This window comes from Streptosporangium sp. NPDC000563 (assembly GCF_040299985.1).
GTDB lineage: Bacteria > Actinomycetota > Actinomycetes > Streptosporangiales > Streptosporangiaceae > Streptosporangium.
Genome location: NZ_JBEPDA010000005.1, coordinates 347,244 through 362,497, shown reverse-complemented (window position 1 = coordinate 362,497; position 15,254 = coordinate 347,244). Strand labels below are relative to the sequence as shown.

General features: G+C 70.0%; 12 protein-coding genes. 4 read left to right on the top strand and 8 right to left on the bottom strand.

Annotated features, from left to right (window positions below; all coding sequences use genetic code 11):
- Positions 1 to 128 precede the first annotated feature (128 nt).
- On the top strand, positions 129 to 2,936 hold the full coding sequence (locus tag ABT352_RS16710; protein ID WP_350945715.1) for an ATP-binding protein: 2,808 nt from the start codon (positions 129 to 131) through the stop codon (positions 2,934 to 2,936).
- 36 nt (positions 2,937 to 2,972) lie between these two features.
- Here the strand turns inward: ABT352_RS16710 and nhaA are convergent, their stop codons facing one another.
- The 3 genes from nhaA to ABT352_RS16695 all read right to left on the bottom strand — a co-directional run bounded on the left by nhaA (position 2,973) and on the right by ABT352_RS16695 (position 6,090).
- A complete protein-coding gene (gene nhaA / locus ABT352_RS16705) occupies positions 2,973 to 4,286 on the bottom strand; it encodes a Na+/H+ antiporter NhaA (RefSeq protein WP_350945714.1) in 1,314 nt (437 codons plus the stop codon).
- 234 nt (positions 4,287 to 4,520) lie between these two features.
- Positions 4,521 to 5,333, bottom strand: coding sequence for an SAM-dependent methyltransferase (locus ABT352_RS16700; protein WP_350945713.1), 813 nt, complete (start codon positions 5,331 to 5,333; stop codon positions 4,521 to 4,523).
- Positions 5,334 to 5,457: 124 nt separating this feature from the next.
- Positions 5,458 to 6,090 (bottom strand): IclR family transcriptional regulator, encoded by a 633-nt coding sequence (locus ABT352_RS16695; RefSeq protein ID WP_350945712.1) that lies wholly within the window; start codon positions 6,088 to 6,090, stop codon positions 5,458 to 5,460.
- A 234-nt stretch (positions 6,091 to 6,324) separates the two neighbouring features.
- Here ABT352_RS16695 and ABT352_RS16690 point away from each other — a divergent pair, with 234 nt between their 5' ends.
- On the top strand, positions 6,325 to 6,690 hold the full coding sequence (locus ABT352_RS16690) for a response regulator (RefSeq protein ID WP_350945711.1): 366 nt from the start codon (positions 6,325 to 6,327) through the stop codon (positions 6,688 to 6,690).
- A gap of 95 nt (positions 6,691 to 6,785) precedes the next feature.
- Here ABT352_RS16690 and ABT352_RS16685 read toward each other — a convergent pair whose 3' ends face one another.
- On the bottom strand, positions 6,786 to 7,481 hold the full coding sequence (locus ABT352_RS16685) for a response regulator (RefSeq protein WP_350945710.1): 696 nt from the start codon (positions 7,479 to 7,481) through the stop codon (positions 6,786 to 6,788).
- Between the two features lie 140 nt (positions 7,482 to 7,621).
- Between ABT352_RS16685 and ABT352_RS16680 the strand changes: the two genes are divergently transcribed.
- Entirely contained in the window at positions 7,622 to 9,478 is a 1,857-nt protein-coding gene (locus tag ABT352_RS16680; protein WP_350945709.1) for a sensor histidine kinase, read from the top strand.
- Between the two features lie 87 nt (positions 9,479 to 9,565).
- Here ABT352_RS16680 and ABT352_RS16675 read toward each other — a convergent pair whose 3' ends face one another.
- Entirely contained in the window at positions 9,566 to 10,312 is a 747-nt protein-coding gene (locus ABT352_RS16675) for a sensor histidine kinase (RefSeq protein ID WP_350945708.1), read from the bottom strand.
- Positions 10,313 to 10,794: 482 nt separating this feature from the next.
- On the opposite strand from ABT352_RS16675, the gene ABT352_RS16670 reads away from it, so the two are divergent.
- Complete coding sequence (locus tag ABT352_RS16670; protein ID WP_350945707.1) at positions 10,795 to 12,105, top strand: hypothetical protein; 1,311 nt, start codon at positions 10,795 to 10,797, stop codon at positions 12,103 to 12,105.
- A 22-nt stretch (positions 12,106 to 12,127) separates the two neighbouring features.
- Here the strand turns inward: ABT352_RS16670 and ABT352_RS16665 are convergent, their stop codons facing one another.
- The 3 genes from ABT352_RS16665 to ABT352_RS16655 all read right to left on the bottom strand — a co-directional run bounded on the left by ABT352_RS16665 (position 12,128) and on the right by ABT352_RS16655 (position 15,254).
- Positions 12,128 to 13,804 carry a tRNA ligase subunit PheS family protein gene (locus ABT352_RS16665; RefSeq protein WP_350945706.1) on the bottom strand — a complete coding sequence of 559 codons (1,677 nt, stop codon included), beginning with the start codon at positions 13,802 to 13,804 and terminating at the stop codon, positions 12,128 to 12,130.
- Positions 13,805 to 14,399: 595 nt separating this feature from the next.
- Positions 14,400 to 14,615, bottom strand: coding sequence for an EF-hand domain-containing protein (locus tag ABT352_RS16660; protein WP_350945705.1), 216 nt, complete (start codon positions 14,613 to 14,615; stop codon positions 14,400 to 14,402).
- A 282-nt stretch (positions 14,616 to 14,897) separates the two neighbouring features.
- Positions 14,898 to 15,254, bottom strand: coding sequence for a four-helix bundle copper-binding protein (locus ABT352_RS16655; protein ID WP_350945704.1), 357 nt, complete (start codon positions 15,252 to 15,254; stop codon positions 14,898 to 14,900).

Here is a 15,254-nt window from a genome sequence, read left to right as displayed (position 1 = left end):
AGCTTCGCCTCCGGCCTGCCCGGCCGGCATCCGTGGTGACCACGGAACCGCCCACGGACCGACGGCACGGATCGCGCCCGGTGGCCACCACGGATGAGAGCACGGAGGGGGTGCGGCAATATGTGACAGTGATTGCAGCAGCGGACATATCGCCCCGGGAAGCCGAAGTGCTGGAGCTGGTCGGGGCCCATCTCAGCAACGCCGAGATCGGGGCACGGCTGCACATCTCGGTGCGCACCGTGGAGAGCCACGTCTCCTCGCTGCTGCGCAAGCTGGAGGTGCCGGATCGGCGGGCGCTCGCCCGCCGCGCGTCCGAGCCGATCGGCGTCGGCCCGTCTCACCCGGCACCGGTTCTGCCGGCCCCGTTGACCTCGTTCGTCGGCCGGGTGAGCGAGCGGGCCGAGCTGGCCGAGCTGATCAAGGAACACCGTCAGGTGACCGCGGTCGGTTCCGGCGGGGTGGGCAAGACGCGGCTGGCGTTGGCGGTGGCCGCGGAAGCGGCCGGCGAGTACGCCGACGGGGTGTGGTTCGTCGACCTGGTTCCGGTCACCGATCCGGACCTGATCGCCACGGCGGTCGCCGGGGCGCTCGGCCTCGGTGAGCAGCCCGGCCGCGACATGACCGAATCCGTGCTCGCCGCGCTGGCCGACCGCCACGCGCTGCTGGTGCTGGACAACTGCGAGCACCTGGTGGACGGGGTGACGCTGTTTCTCGAGCGGCTGCTGGCGGTGTGCCCTCGGATGACGGTGCTGGCGACCAGCCAGGCACGGCTGATGGTGCCGTTCGAACGGGTGTATCCGGTCCCGCCGCTGTCGCTGTCCGTCGACGGTGAGTCCGACGCGGTCGCGTTGTTCAGGGAACGGGCGGCGGCGGTGGGCCGGTCGCTGGATCCCGCGCTGCGCGATCAGGTCGCCTCGATCTGTGAGCGGCTGGATGGGATGGCGCTGGCGATCGAACTGGCCGCCGCCCGGTGTTCCACGCTCGGGCTGGACGGCATCAACGCCGCCCTGTCCCATCCGCTGCGGATGCTGACCGGTGGCTCCCGTGCCGACGAGCGGCACCGTTCGGTGCGGGGGGCGCTGGACTGGAGCCATGCTTTGCTGGAACCGGCCGACCGGGCGCTGCTGCGCCGGGTGTCGGTGTTCGTGGCACCGTTCACCGCTGCCGCGGCGGCGGAGGCGGCCGGGGGCGAGGAAGGCATCGTCGCCGAGGGACTGGCTCGGCTGGCCGAACAGAGCCTGCTGGTGGTGACGGGGTCCCCGGGCGGGACCAAGTACCGGGCGTTGGAGACCATCCGTCAGTACGGGGTGGAGCGGCTGGCCGAGGCCGGTGAGCTGGTCGACGCCCGATCCCGGCACGTTCGCTGGTGCCTGACCAGGGCCGCCGAGCTGGCGGTGGTGCGAGCCGACTGGCGGGCCCGGTTCGACGCGGTGGTGGACGATCTACGCGCCGCCCTGGCGTGGGCGGCCGACCGGCCGGAACAGCGCGCGGACGCGTACCGCCTCGCTCGGTTCATGGCGGAGCTGACCTTCGTCCGTCACCTGATCGGCGAGTCCCAGGGGCGCTACGAGCAGGCCGCCGCGCTCGCCGACGACCCCGCCGCCGGGGCGTCGATGCTCCGGCACGCCGCGGCCGTGGCCGGCTGCCGGATGCACGGCGATGACATGTACCGCCTGCACCGTGCGGCCGCGGAGGCCGCCGACCGGGCCGGTGACACCGCCGGCGCCGCCCGTGACCTGGCGACCGCCGCCGCCAACGCCTACCGGTTCTCCGGAAAGTTCGTCAGGAAGCTGCCACCGGAAGAGGCGATCACGCTCATCACCCGGGCGCGGGAGCTGGGCGGCGACGACCCTGCAGCCCAGGGCGCGGTGGCGTTGGCCGAGGCCGGACGGGCGCTCACCGAGATCGGTGCCGCACCGGGCGTGAACGACAACGCGATTCCCATGGCGATCGCACGCGCCGAACGAGCGGTCGAACTCGCTCACCGCACGGGTGACCCGCTCGCCGAGTCCGCCGCGCTCGATACGCTCACCTGTGCTCGGAGCTGGGCCGGCGACCCGTTCGCCGCCGCCGACTCGGCCCGGCGCCGGATCATGCTGCTCTCGTCCACACCGGACACCCCGGCCGGTACCCACGAGCTGATCGAGGCACTTGGTGAGGTCACCGAGGCCGGCCTCGGCACCGGCGACCTGCCGGGGGCCCGCCGGTGGGCGCGGCGACTCGCGGATCATCCGCTGCTGGCGGAAGTCGGCCATCGTGCCACGAGCTGGCTCCTTGTGGCCGACGCGATGGCGGGCAACGTCGAGGAGGTGGTCACCGGCAGCGTCCGGTTCCTCGACGCGTGGCAGCAGGCCGGCAGCCCCGCCAGGTCCGTCCTCGGCCCGTCGGCGGCCGCGGTGGCGATGATCCACGGCCTACGCGACGACCAGGACGCCTGGCGCGAATGGAGCGCGGTCCTGAATCGGCTCGACCCCTCACCGGGCAATACCCGCGGGTACGGGGCGGTCTTCGACGCGATGCTCCTGCTCCACCGTGGGCGGGCACCGCGGGCGCTGGAGCGGCTGGCGCCTGAGCCCGGCGAGGTATGGCAATGGGTCACCTGGATCTGGCTGCACTGGTATGTGGCGCTGCGTGCCGAAGCCGCCGTACTCGCCGGGAGCTCCGATGCCCGCGACCGTCTGGCCGAGGCTCGGACCGTCGTGGCCGGCAACCCGGTCGCCACCGCCATCGTGGAACGGGCCCAGGCGCTGCTCGACGACGACCGGGAGCGGTTGCTCGCCACGGCGGACGCGTTTGACGCCGCCGGCTGTCGCTATCAGTCGGCGCGGACCCTGGTGCTCGTCGGCGGCGGCCACGCCGCCCGTGGCGCGGTCGCGCTGGCCGATCTCGGTTTCGCCCCGATGGCCCCACCGGATGCGCCCCGGAGCCGTTTTTGAGTACGGCCTGCCGGGGTGTCATCGGCAGGCGTCCTCTCAGGGCTGCTGGTAGGCGTCGGGGATGCCGTCGCCGTCACGGTCGACGGTCTCGGCCTCGTGGATGCGCCGGTAGGTGCGATTGCGCATGCGGAGGATGAGTGTCGCGAGCAGGGCCGCGACGAGGGAGCCCGTGAGGACCGCCACCTTGACGTGGGCGTCACTCTCGCTGCCGGCCCCGAACGCCAGCTCCCCGATGAGGAGGGAGACGGTGAAGCCGATGCCGGCGAGTATCGCGAGCCCGGCCACGTCCACCCAGCTCAGGCTCTCGTCCAGGTCGGCGTGGGTGAAGCGGGACACCAGCCAGGTCGCGGCCATGATCCCGATGGGCTTGCCGACCACGAGCCCGATGACGATGCCCACCGCGATCGGGTCGGTGAGGGCGGAGGCGAGGCCGCTCAGGCCGCCGATGGCCACCCCCGCCGACATGAACGCGAAAATCGGCACGGCCACTCCGGCCGAGATCGGTCGCATGCGGTGCTCGAAGTGCTCGGCCAGGCCGGGTCCGGCGCCGGGACCACCGGCCCGCTCGCTGCGGACGACCGGCACGGTGAAGGCGAGCAGCACCCCGGCGACGGTGGCGTGCACACCCGAGGCGTGCATCAGCGCCCAGGTCGCGGTGGCGAGCGGTAGCAGCAGCCACCAGGCACGTACCCGGCGCCGCACCAGCAGGGCGAAGATCGCCAGCGGCACCAGCATGCCCAGCAGGGGCAGCAGCGACAGGTGCGCGGTGTAGAAGAGCGCGATGATGGCGATGGCGAGCAGGTCGTCGACCACGGCCAGGGTGAGCAGGAAGGTGCGCAGCGCCGTGGGCAGGAACCGGCCGACGACCGCGAGCACGGCCAGAGCGAAGGCGATGTCGGTGGCCGTCGGGATCGCCCAGCCCTTGCCCGCGTAGTCGGCCGCGTCGCTGGAGAGGGTGACGAGCAGATACAGCCCGGCCGGGACGATCACACCGCCGAACGCCGCCGCGACCGGCACCGCCGCCCGCCGCACCTGGCGCAGGTCACCGGCGACGAACTCGCGTTTGAGCTCCAGCCCGGCGACGAAGAAGAAGATCGCCAACAGCCCGTCGGCGGCCCAGGTGGCGAGGGTCAGATCCAGGTGCAGGGCCGCGGGCCCGATCCTGATGGCGCGCAGCGCCTCGTAGGCGCCCGACCAGGGGGAGTTCGCCCAGATCATCGCGACTACCGCGCCGACCAGCAGCAGCGCTCCGCCGACGGTCTCCCCGCGCAGGATGTCGGCGATGCGGCGGGCCTCGTCCCATGAGCCGCGGCTGAACAGGCGAGGCGTGCCGGGAGAGGTGTTGCCCATGTGAGCTCCGCTTCAGGGGTCGGGTCGGACACTGCCGACCAGACTTCCCGGCGCACCGCCGTTCACCATACCCGTGGGCTCGGCGGAACCCGACGGAGGGTGCCACGTGTCAGGGCCGCCCGTGGCGCGGCCGCCCGTGGCGCCGTCGCCCGTCGTCCGGCGGCCCCGAGGGGCACGGAAGGTGCCACGTGTCAGGGCCGCCCGTGGTCCGGCGGCCCTGAGGGCAGGGCGTGCTCAGGGCTTGCGTCCCACGGCGCAGAACTCGTCCACCTCGCGGAGGCCGCCGACGATCGACGGTCCCGGACGCCAGAGCGGGCACGAGACCACGCCGGGTTCCACCAGTTCCAGCCCTTCGAAGTAGCTCTCGATCTGCTCGGGGCTGCGGAGGGTGTACGGGACCGAGCCGGCCTCGTTCCAGATGGCGATGGCCTTCTCGAACTCCACGCCCCGGATCACGTTGGTGCCGTCGGCGACCGCCAGGTAGCTGCCGGAGGGCAGGGCGGCGAGCAGGCGGCGGGTGATCGCCCGTCCCTCGTCGATGTCGGTGATGTGACCCAGGATGTTCATCAGCATCAGCCCGATGGGCCTGTCGAAGTCCAGGGTGTTCCCGGCGGCCTCCAGGATCCTGTCGGGGTCGCGCAGGTCGGAGTCGATGTACTCGGTCGCGCCCTCGGAGGTGCCCGTCAGCAGGGCGCGGGCGTGCGTGAGCACCATGGGGTCGTTGTCGACGTAGACGATGCGCGCGTCCGGGGCGACCCGCTGGGCGACCTGGTGGGTGTTGTCGACGGTGGGCAACCCGGTGCCGATGTCGAGAAACTGGCGGATACCGCCCTCACCGGCCATGTACTCGACGGCGCGGGAGAGGAACGCCCTGGACGAGCGAGCGATATCGACGATGTCAGGAAAAATCCCGACGAACTGGTCGCCGATTTCGCGGTCGATAGCGTAGTTGTCCTTGCCGCCGAGCCAGTAGTTCCAGATGCGGGCGGAGTGGGCCACGCTGGAGTTGATCGTGGAGGCATCGTGCGGGGAGGTCTCGTCGGACACGGCCTGCTCTTTCTCTGATGCAGGGGAAGGAAGATCCTATTTTGCCATCTTGCCGGTTCTGTGCCGTTCTTGTCCGCATTTGTCTATTTATTTGATTATTTAGCTGACCTGCGGTGAGGAACCCTCAGGTCAGCGAGGCGGACAGCTCCTCGGCGGCGGCGACGACCCGGGGCCCCACGGTGTCCGGATCGAGCCGGGTGAAGGCGACCACGCCCACCGACGCCTCCAGCCAGGGGAGACCGGCCACCGGGGCGGCGATGCCTCTCGCCCCCTCCTGGAGCTGGCCCTCGGAGAGCAGATAGCCGGTGTGGCCTTCGCGCAGGGCGAGGATGGCCAGTCCCGCCGCACCCCGGCTCAGCGGGTGGCGGGAGCCCTCGCGATAGGCGACGTGCATGTTCGTCCAGGAGGGTTCGACCACCGCCACGGCGAGGCCGTCGTCGCCCTCGGCCACCGTGAGGTGCGCGGTCGCCCCCACCTCCTCGGCCAGCCCGCGCAGGGCGGGGAGGGCGCCCTCCCGCAGCAGCGGTTGCACGGCACGGGCCAGGACGAGGACCCCGAAGCCCAGGTGGACGCGTCCGCCCCCGTCCCTGCGGACGAAGCCCTCGTTCTGGAGGCTGGTGAGCAGCCGGTACACCGCCGGGCGGCTCAGCTCCAGCTCCGCCGCCAGCTCCGTGGGGGTGTGACCCCGACGCCCGTCGGCGAGCAGGCGCAGCAGACGCAGGCCGCGCTCCAGGGTCTGCGAGGATTCGGCCGGCATCTAGGAGGCCCACTGGGCTGGAAGCATGTCCCAATTATCGCTCGGTATCCGGGATGACCGTTGGACGGGAACCACGCTGCGATCATCGCCGCCACCCCGGTGCGGGCCGGAGGTTCCTTGCGGGACGGGCATCCCGGCAGGAGGCGGGAGCCGGTCGACCGTAGAAGTACTCCCGCACCGGATTTGCCCGCTAGCTGCAATGTCAGGGAGTCCTCCCCCTGACATCCTTGATGTGTGGCCATACGCTGTCTCATCGTCGACGACAACGATCACTTCCGCAGTGCCGCCCGCGCGCTGCTCGAGGGGGAGGGGATCGCCGTGGTCGGCATGGCGGCAGAGAGCGGCGACGCCCTCCGGCAGGTCGACGACGCCCGGCCGGATGTCGCGCTCGTCGACATCGATCTCGGTGAGGAGAACGGCTTCGAGGTGGCCCAGCAGCTTGTGGACGGTCGCCGCCGCCCTCCGCACGTCATCCTGATCTCGACGTACGAGGAAAGGGACTTCGAAGAGATGATCGCGGGCAGTCCCGCCGTCGCGTTCCTCTCGAAATCAGCCCTTTCCGGGGCGGCGATCCGGGAGATCCTCCAAGAGGCCCGCTAAGGAGGGGACCTCTGCGGCCTCTGCGGTACGGAGACGCGGAGGCATGGTCACAGGTGACGTCGTGCTTTGTGGCCGACGTCCTCGCCGATGACCTCTCAGCGGGAGTCGAGGAAGGTGAGCACGGCGAGAACGCGGCGGTGGTCGTCCTCCGTCCCCGGGATCTGCATCCTGGACAGGATGCTGTGCACGTGCTTCTCGACCGTCCCCTCGGTGATCCAGAGCTTGTGTGCGATGCCGGAATTGGAGCGCCCCTCGGCCATCAGGGACAGGACCTCCATCTCACGCGTCGTGAGAAGTTCCAGCGGGTCGTCCCTGCGATGGGACCTGATGAGCTCCTTCACGAGGCTCGGATCGACGACCGAGCCGCCCTGGGCGATGCGCTCAAGCGTCTCCACGAAGTCCTCCACGCCGGTGACCCGGCTCTTGAGCAGGTAGCCGACCCGATGTCCCGTCGCGAGAAGCTCCATCGCCTCCTCCACCTCGACATGTGCCGACAGCAGGAGGATCCCCGTCTCGGGAAACTCCTCGTGGATCACCCGCGCCGCGTCAAGGCCCTCGTTGGTGTGGGTCGGAGGCATCCGGATGTCGAGAATGACGAGATCGGGTTGGTGCAGCCGGACGAGGGCGAGGATCCCCTCCGCGTCCCCGGCCTGGCCGACGACCTCCAGGCCCGACCGCGACATGAGGCTCGCCATCCCCTCGCGGAAAAGCACGTCGTCGTCCGCCAGCGCTATTCTTATGCGGTCCTCGCCCACCGCTCTCGCCCCCTTTCCCACTGCTTCCCGCCGCATTCTTGTTACAGAAATGGTCATGCGATATAAAAGGATTTATTCCTTTGTCACTCCGAGTGGCCGTCTATGCGCCGCCAGGCCGGAATACGGCCGGACGGGAGCCGTCGACCCCCCTCTGACATGCGAGTATCTTAGTCTCTATGCCGGAACGGCTGCTGTCGTTGTTGCTGCGCACAAAGCGTCCACCCCTTTCGGTGGGGATCATCTGTGTCGTCCTGAGTGTCGCGGCGGGAGTCCTGCTGTCTCTTCTCCTGGAGAGCATGGCTCCGGGAATTTCGCTGGGAGGGATCTATCTTCTCGGCATTCTGCTGATCTCGCTTGAGTGGGGGCTGGGACTGGGGCTGGTGACCGTGGTCGCCAGCGCCGCAGCCTTCGACTACTTCAACCTTCCGCCCCCGGGGACCTTCTTGCTCGAGACACGCTGGCTCTGGGCACCGCTCCCGATCTTCATCGTCGTAGGACTGGCGACCAGCGCGATCGCGGCACTGGCACGCTCGCTGGGGATCCGGGCGGAGCAACGTCGTCGCGAGGCGGACCTCTCCACTCGGCTGGCCCACATCCTGTTGCGCGCGGAGAATCTGCGGGCGGCGCTGCCACCGGCCTCGCGTCTGCTGGCGGAGGCCATGGAGGCGCCGAACGCGGAGATCCGGCTCGGGGCGGTGCCCGCGGAGGAGGGGGGAGAGGCGCTGCCGCTCATGGAGAACGACGTCAGGACCGGCACGCTGCTCCTGCCCGCCCGCCTTCCCGAGGCCGTACGAAGGCGCCTGCGTGAGCGGATGGTGCCCTCCCTGGAGGCGCTGCTGCTGGCGGCCCGTGATCGCGAGAACACCGGGATCGCCCTGGCGGCGAACCGTGACAAGCTCCGCCGGATCGCGGAGGAGCAGATGGCGCTGCGTCGCGTCGCGACACTCGCGGCGCAGGGCATCTCCTCGACGGAGCTGTTCAGCGCGGTCGCCTCCGAGGTCGGCTCCCTCATGGAGGCGGACCATGCGGCGATCACTCGCTACGACCCCGGCCACGTGACGGTGGTGGGCTCGTGGAGCCGGCAGGACTGCCTGGAGAAGACGCTGCCCGTCGGCTCGGAGTGGCCGCTCGACGAGGTGAGCCTCACGGCCATCATGCTGAGGACGGGGCGTCCGGCACGAAGGACCGATTACGTGACAGGCGACGGGCCGATCGCGAGGTGGTCGAAGGCAGGAGGGATCGTCGCGGGGATGGGTGCTCCGGTGATCGTCGACGGAAGCCTGTGGGGCGGGCTGCTCATCTTCTCCAGCAGCTCGCAAACGAAGTTCGAGGAGATGGAGGAACGCCTGACGGACTTCGCCGAGCTGGTCGGCACGGCCATCATGAAAGCCCAGACCCGCGCCGATCTCGCCGCCTCCCGCGCCCGAATCGTCGCCGCGTCCGACGAGACCCGCCGCCGCATCGAGCGCGACCTGCACGACGGAGCCCAGCAGCGCCTGGTCTCGCTCGGGCTCGAACTGCGCGCCATGGAGACAGGCGTGCCACCGTCGATGACGGAGCTGAGGAAGCAGATCTCCCACACGGTCCACGGGCTGACCGGGGTCGTGAACGATCTGCAGGAGCTCTCCCGCGGTATCCACCCGGCGATCCTCTCGAAGGGCGGGCTCGTGCCCGCGCTGAAGACGCTCGCGCGCCGCTCCGCCGTTCCCGTCGATCTCGAACTCGCCTCCGTCCCGCGCCTGCCGGAGCGCGTCGAAGCGGCCGTCTACTACACGGCGGCGGAGGCGCTCACCAATGTGGTGAAGCACGCGAACGCCTCCGTGGTGTACGTCACCCTGGGCATGAACGGATCGGGTATCCGGCTCTCGGTCCGCGACAACGGAAGCGGGGGAGCCGACTACGGCAAGGGGTCGGGGCTCATCGGGCTCAGGGACCGCGTCGAGACGCTCGGCGGCAAGCTGAAGGTCGTGAGCAAGGAGGGGGAGGGGACAGCGCTCTCGGTGACGGTGCCGGTGGTGACGACGCCTTCATGACGACGCCTTCGTGACGGTGTCTTCGTGACGGTGCCGAAGGGCGATCGCGGCTCGCCGGTGACGGGCGGAGGGAGATCGGGCCCGGCGTCAGAGGTGTTCGGACACCTGGTGATCGGCGAGCGGAAGGCGGAGGACGAAACGCGCGCCGCCCATGGCGGAGTCCTCCACGTCGATGGTTCCCCGATGGGCCGTGGCGATGTCACGGGCGATCGTGAGGCCGAGTCCGGTGCCTCCCCGGGTGCGGCAGCGTGCCGTGTCCAGGCGGGTGAACCGCTCGAAGATCCTTTCACGGTCGGCGGCGGCGATGCCGTCACCGTCGTCGGCGACCGCGAGCTCGCCGTACCGGCCGTTCTTGCGCACCTCGATCAGCACCGCGTTCCTGGCATGGCGCTGGGCGTTGTCCAGGAGATTGGTGAGGAGGCGGGTGATCTCCACGTCGACGACGTTCGCCCGCACGCCGGGGACGAGCCGCAGCCGTACGGGGACGCCCTTTTCGTGCCGCGAGACCGCGGCGCGGACCATTTCCGCCAGATCCACGTTGACGAACGAGTCGGGAGGGTTCGCCCCCACCTTGGCCAGCACCAGCAGGTCGGTGACGATCGTCTGGAGTCGGCCGACGCCCTCCAGCGCGTCGTCCAGAAGCTCGTCCAACTCCGTCTCGTCGGGGTGTAGCCGTGCTTCTTCCAGGAGTGTCCGAAGCCCGGCGATCGGCGTGAAAAGCTCGTGCGAGGCGTCGGACACGAAGCGGCGCTGCTGGGTCAGCGAGTGATCGATTCTGCTTCTGGCGCTTTCCAGTCGGTTCAACAGATTGCCGGTCGCCAGTGCGAGATTCATGATCTCGTCTGCCCCTGGAAGGCCGTGGAATCCATTGCTCAGATTCTTGGCACGCGGCGACATGAGAGTCCGTTTCGATATGCGTTGAGGAGTCCTGTTTCGTCGACGGCGGTGGAGTTTCTCACCCACGGCCTGACGGCCTGGGGAGTCCTCCCGCTCTGGACAGTTACCCACGTCATCATCATTACCTGGTCCGTCGCCCGTCGTCTGCGCTGGCAGCCTCCGTTCGGCACCCCATGCCACCGGGCTCCGGGCATTCCCGCTAGCCGTAATGCCCGGGTCCTCTCGTGGGGACGGTCCGCCGCGCGAGACCGGGATCGGTCCACGCAGGTGCGACGGGGGTGGCCGGTGTGATGGCTGGTATGGGTTCGACGGGATATATCGGAATGCTGATGATTCCCTGACCGGGGCTGTCGGGTCCACCGTGATCTGGGTAAAGTGCGGGTCGATCGTTTTGTCCAGTTTGCCGGGGAGTTCAGACCATGCGACTTACACTGCGCCGGGCCCTCGCCACGGGCGCCACGCTCGCGCTCGTCGGTGTCATGACCCCCGCGGCCGCGTACTCGCAGGACGATCCCCGCAGCTGTAACGACACGATGGGACCCGACACCCCGGCCTACGTCGTCTGCCACTGGCTGGCCAAGCCAGAAGAGGCCCTCGGGGTCGCGCTGTTCTGGGGGGCCGACGACAACGCCAACCTCAAGGAGGCGACCCCGAGCGACGGCAAGTTCATCGACTGCTCGGCCGCCGGCTCGGTCTGCCCGGAGCCGCCCGGTGGCGGTGCCGAGGGCGACGAGAACTCCCCCTTCCCCGAAGGGGCCGGAGAGGGCGGCCTTCCCGAGTGCGAGGAAGGGCAGCCGTGCTCGGTCGACGGACACGGTGAGGGCGGCGACGGCACGCCCTCCAGAGCCGAGCAGACCGGCGCCTCCACCGCCAAGAACGTCCAGGACCCCGCGGTCGCGGCCGCGGCGCTCACCCCCGCAGGCCAGGCGATCACCGCGGCGAAGGCCCTGCAGCTGAGGGTCTGGATCGACACCGAACTGGCCGACGACTGGAAGGCCGGCACCGAGACCTTCACCGCCGCCGTCAAGCGCATCGGTGCGCTGGCCGCGCGCCCCGAGGTCGCGGGCATCCGGTTCACCTCCCAGCTGGGCTACAACACCACCTTCACGACGAACGAGGAGGTCGCCGCGTTCGTCACCGCGGCCTCCGACGCCCTCCGCCAGGCCGCGCCCGGCAAGCGGCTGGGCATCCACACGGTGGTGCCCGAGCTCGCCTGCGGCGCGAACGACACCTGCAAGGCCGAGATGCGCAAGCGGTACCCGCTGCTCACCCCCGAGAAGATCGAGTCTCCCCTGATCGCGGGCCGCGTCGACCAGATCTCCCTGGACACCGGCCTGCTGTACGGCGGCTACGACGCCTGGAAGATCAACGCCGAGCAGGCCCACCTCAACCAGTGGATCCAGGTCCGCGCCCGGTCGTGGGACGTTCTCGCCCAGGTCGCCGCCGAGGAGACCGGGATCGTCGGCGAGGTGACCGCGGAGAAGGTCGTCTCCCGGCTCTCGACGCCCGTCAAGGACAACGCCGCCCAGCAGGTGAACGTGTGGACGAGCGTCCAGGACGCCCAGGGAACCGTGAAGAGGCTGACCGCCTGGGACCAGCTGAAGAAGCTCGCCCCGATCCAGCGCCGCCTCGCCGCCGTCTACAACCCGGCCAACCCCGAGACGGACGTGACCGCCGACCTCAAGAAGCTCTCCGAGGTCTTCGGCCAGATCTATCTCAAGACCGCCTGACGCGTCGCGGCCCTTTCCCGCGTCACGTTCTCCCGAGATCGGCGAGATGCTCCATGGCGGTGAGGTCGATCTCCATCGCGCTCGTCCCGGGGGGCAGGCCCAGCGCCTGAACCGTACCGGGGCGCAGCTGGCCCGCATGGCCCAGCACGGCCTCGCCGACGAGGAGCTCCAGACAGCGTCCCGGCAGCCAGGGCACGTACTCGGTGGGCCGGGTGACCAGCCCGGCCCCCATGACGTGCGCCGCCGTACGCGCGGCGTCGACCGCGCGGGCCCACGACGACTCGCCGGTGAGGGCGGCGGCGAGGTGCCTGGGCTGGGCGGGGATCGCGGCCGCCAGCGCGTCGAGCTGGGCGCCGGTGGGGCGGCGGTCCGCGCGGGGGCGGGGCGGAGGGGCGTCGCTCGTGAGGGGGGCGAAGACCACTCCCTGCTCGAAGAGCGCGGGGACGAGGTTTCCCCGTTTGAGGTTCAGGCCGAGCGTCGTGAGCAGCCCGGGGAGAAGCGTGGTGCGCAGCGACGGCTCGTGCGGGCTGATCGGGTTCGTGAGCGTGAGCGTGGCGCGGCGCGGATCGTCGGGTGCCAGGCCGAAGGCGTCCCAGGCGGCGTCGCAGACGAAGGGGAAACCGGGCGTCTCGACGTATCCCGCTCTCGCCAGCGCGTGCCCGATCCGCCGCCGCAGGTCCTGTGACGGGGGCAGCCCTCCACCGGCCTCCCGTCTTCGGGTGCTCCCTGCGCGGTGACCGCCGCGCGCCAGCGGAATGATCTCCATGTCGGGCACGGCCCGCGCGGCGGGAACGGCCCGCGTCATCGCCGTGTTCGTGACCCTGTCCAGGGGAAGGAGCATGGGCCGCGACCTGCCGGGGGCGAACCCGTCCATCTGAAGGGGAAATCGGATGTCGCCGTCGACGACGTCGCGTATGTCCTTCAGCCCGTGCCGGAGCATCAGCGTGCGCTCGATGCCCATGCCGAAGGCGAAGGCGCCGTATCTGTGCGGATCGACACCGCAGGCGGCCAGCACCCGGGGATGGACCATGCCGCACCCGCCCCACCCGATCCACCCCTCTCCACCGCACGTCCCGCACGGATCCGAGGAGGCCCCTTCCCGGAGCGCCCTCGCCGGGTCCTCCTTCGGGAGGTCACGGCAGACCGCGCACTCCACGTCCACCTCGGCCGACGGGTCGGCGTAGGCGAACCGGCGGGCGCGGAGCCGGATCGCCGTGCCCCTGCCGAACATGGAGACGGCGAAGTGGTCGAGGGTCTTCTTCAGGTCGACCATGGTGAGGCCCACGTCGACGGCGAGGCCCTCGACCTGGTTGAACACCGGGCTGTGGGTGACGTCGGCCGCCTCGGGGCGGAAGACGCGGCCCGTGCAGATCACCCGCAGGGGCGGGGGCGTGCCGAGCATCGCCCTCACCTGCACCGGTGAGGTGTGCGTACGCAGCAGGAGGCCCGACCTCCGGCCGGAGCCCGCGGGGTTCTCGATGTGGAAGGCGCGTTCCGGGGCGCGGGCGGGGTGGCCGTCGTCCATGTTGAGTGCGTCGAAGGCGAACCACTCGGCCTCGACCTCGGGCCCCTCGACGACGTGATAGCCGAGGTCGAGGAAGAGATCGGTCATCTGCTCGGCCATGATCGTCACCGGATGCCTGGCCCCACGCGAGTCATGCGGCGCACTCCCCGCGCTGCCGCTGGATGCGCTCCTCATTACTGCTTCTGCCCTCTTCCTCTGTGAGGCTTCCCGGCAGGGCCGGCTCTTGAGGCGGTCAGGCGAGAGCAGCCGGATCGCTTTTGGCCGGGATGTGACGGGAAGCAAGCGGAAGCGCGGATCGTGGCGACCGGACGACCTCACGCGTGAGACGCGAGATCACCTTCTGGAAAGGGATGGGCGTGCGAAAACCACTCGGGAACATCGGTGTTCACACGTCAACCCGAGCCTTCGCTACGCCTTGCGCTCATATGACTACCCAAAGTTATTGCCAGGTCAATGGCGCGTCAACATGCCACCAGGTCGGCGACGGGAACGGCGGTGAAGGCGGGGGTAAGGCCGGCGCGGGGCCGAGGGGGAGGGCCGGGGTGAGACGGGAGGGCGGGGGTGGAAACGGCGGGACCGGATCCGATCGGGGTGCCCCTGCCCGGGGGTGGGGGCCTTGATCGGATCCGGTTCGTCGGCCGATCCGGGGTCCGGTGCCCGGGTCGGCTCCGGATCGGCTCCGGGACGCCGGGGCCGACTCGGCCTGAGGCGTCCGGGGCGGGCCCGAGTGCTCAGGTCGATTCGGTGAGGTGTTCGGATCGGGGGAAGGTCAGCTCGGCCGGGTCTGGGCGAGGTAGTCGGCGAACTCCTCCAGGGAGATGAGGCCGTCGCCGTCCTGGTCGATCCTGGCGACGGCCGCCGCGGCCGCCTCCGGGGTGATCGGCTGGCCGAGCACCTCCATGAGTCTCGTCAGTTCGGGGATCGAGATGAGGCCGTCACCGTCAACATCAACGATCTTGAAAGTTGTCGCGTAGTCGTCCGCCACGATTGCATCCGCCTTCGGCAGCAGGGAAATCAGACGCCAAGCACACTAGCGGGATTCGAGGCGCGTCTTCCGCTGGAAAGCGGAGTATTCACGCGGAAAGGGGGCGCCGCCGATTCGATCGGCGGCGCCCCCTTCGAAACCGCGTCCCCTCACGTCGTCCCGCGTTCCGACGGCGTCATACCTGCGGCGTGGACGCAGGTATGGGCGCCGGTACGGACATCGGCCGCGCGGGTGATGCGGATGTCGATGTCGGACGGCCCGGTAAGGGCAGGGCGGGACGGTTCAGGCCCGTGCGCCGGCCATGGCCTGGCACGCCTCGGCGCATGCCCGGCAGGCGTTGGCGCACTCCTTCAGCATCGCGTCGCCGTTCATGGACATGCACGCCTCGGCGCACTTGCTCGCGACCTTCGCGCACATCGCGGCCATCTCCATCGCCATCGGCGACTGGCGCATCATCATGTCCGCGCACATACGGGTTATGTCGGAGCAGTCCATGAGCGGGGCCATCATCGCCATGTCGGCATGCTGACCCCCCTGCCTCAGGCAGTAGGACATGGTCTGCTCGCAACGGCTGTGGCTCTCCATGCAGGCATCGATGCACTTCTGCATCTGAGGGCTCATCTTCACCGCGTGACTCAT

Coding starts and splice junctions, on each gene's coding strand:
- nhaA (WP_350945714.1), bottom strand. CDS start 4,286: ATGGGCAACACCTCTCCCGGCACGCCTCGCCTGTTCAGCCGCGGCTCA.
- ABT352_RS16695 (WP_350945712.1), bottom strand. CDS start 6,090: ATGCCGGCCGAATCCTCGCAGACCCTGGAGCGCGGCCTGCGTCTGCTG.
- ABT352_RS16685 (WP_350945710.1), bottom strand. CDS start 7,481: ATGCGGCGGGAAGCAGTGGGAAAGGGGGCGAGAGCGGTGGGCGAGGAC.
- ABT352_RS16680 (WP_350945709.1), top strand. CDS start 7,622: ATGCCGGAACGGCTGCTGTCGTTGTTGCTGCGCACAAAGCGTCCACCC.
- ABT352_RS16675 (WP_350945708.1), bottom strand. CDS start 10,312: ATGAATCTCGCACTGGCGACCGGCAATCTGTTGAACCGACTGGAAAGC.
- ABT352_RS16670 (WP_350945707.1), top strand. CDS start 10,795: ATGCGACTTACACTGCGCCGGGCCCTCGCCACGGGCGCCACGCTCGCG.
- ABT352_RS16665 (WP_350945706.1), bottom strand. CDS start 13,804: ATGAGGAGCGCATCCAGCGGCAGCGCGGGGAGTGCGCCGCATGACTCG.
- ABT352_RS16655 (WP_350945704.1), bottom strand. CDS start 15,254: ATGAGTCACGCGGTGAAGATGAGCCCTCAGATGCAGAAGTGCATCGAT.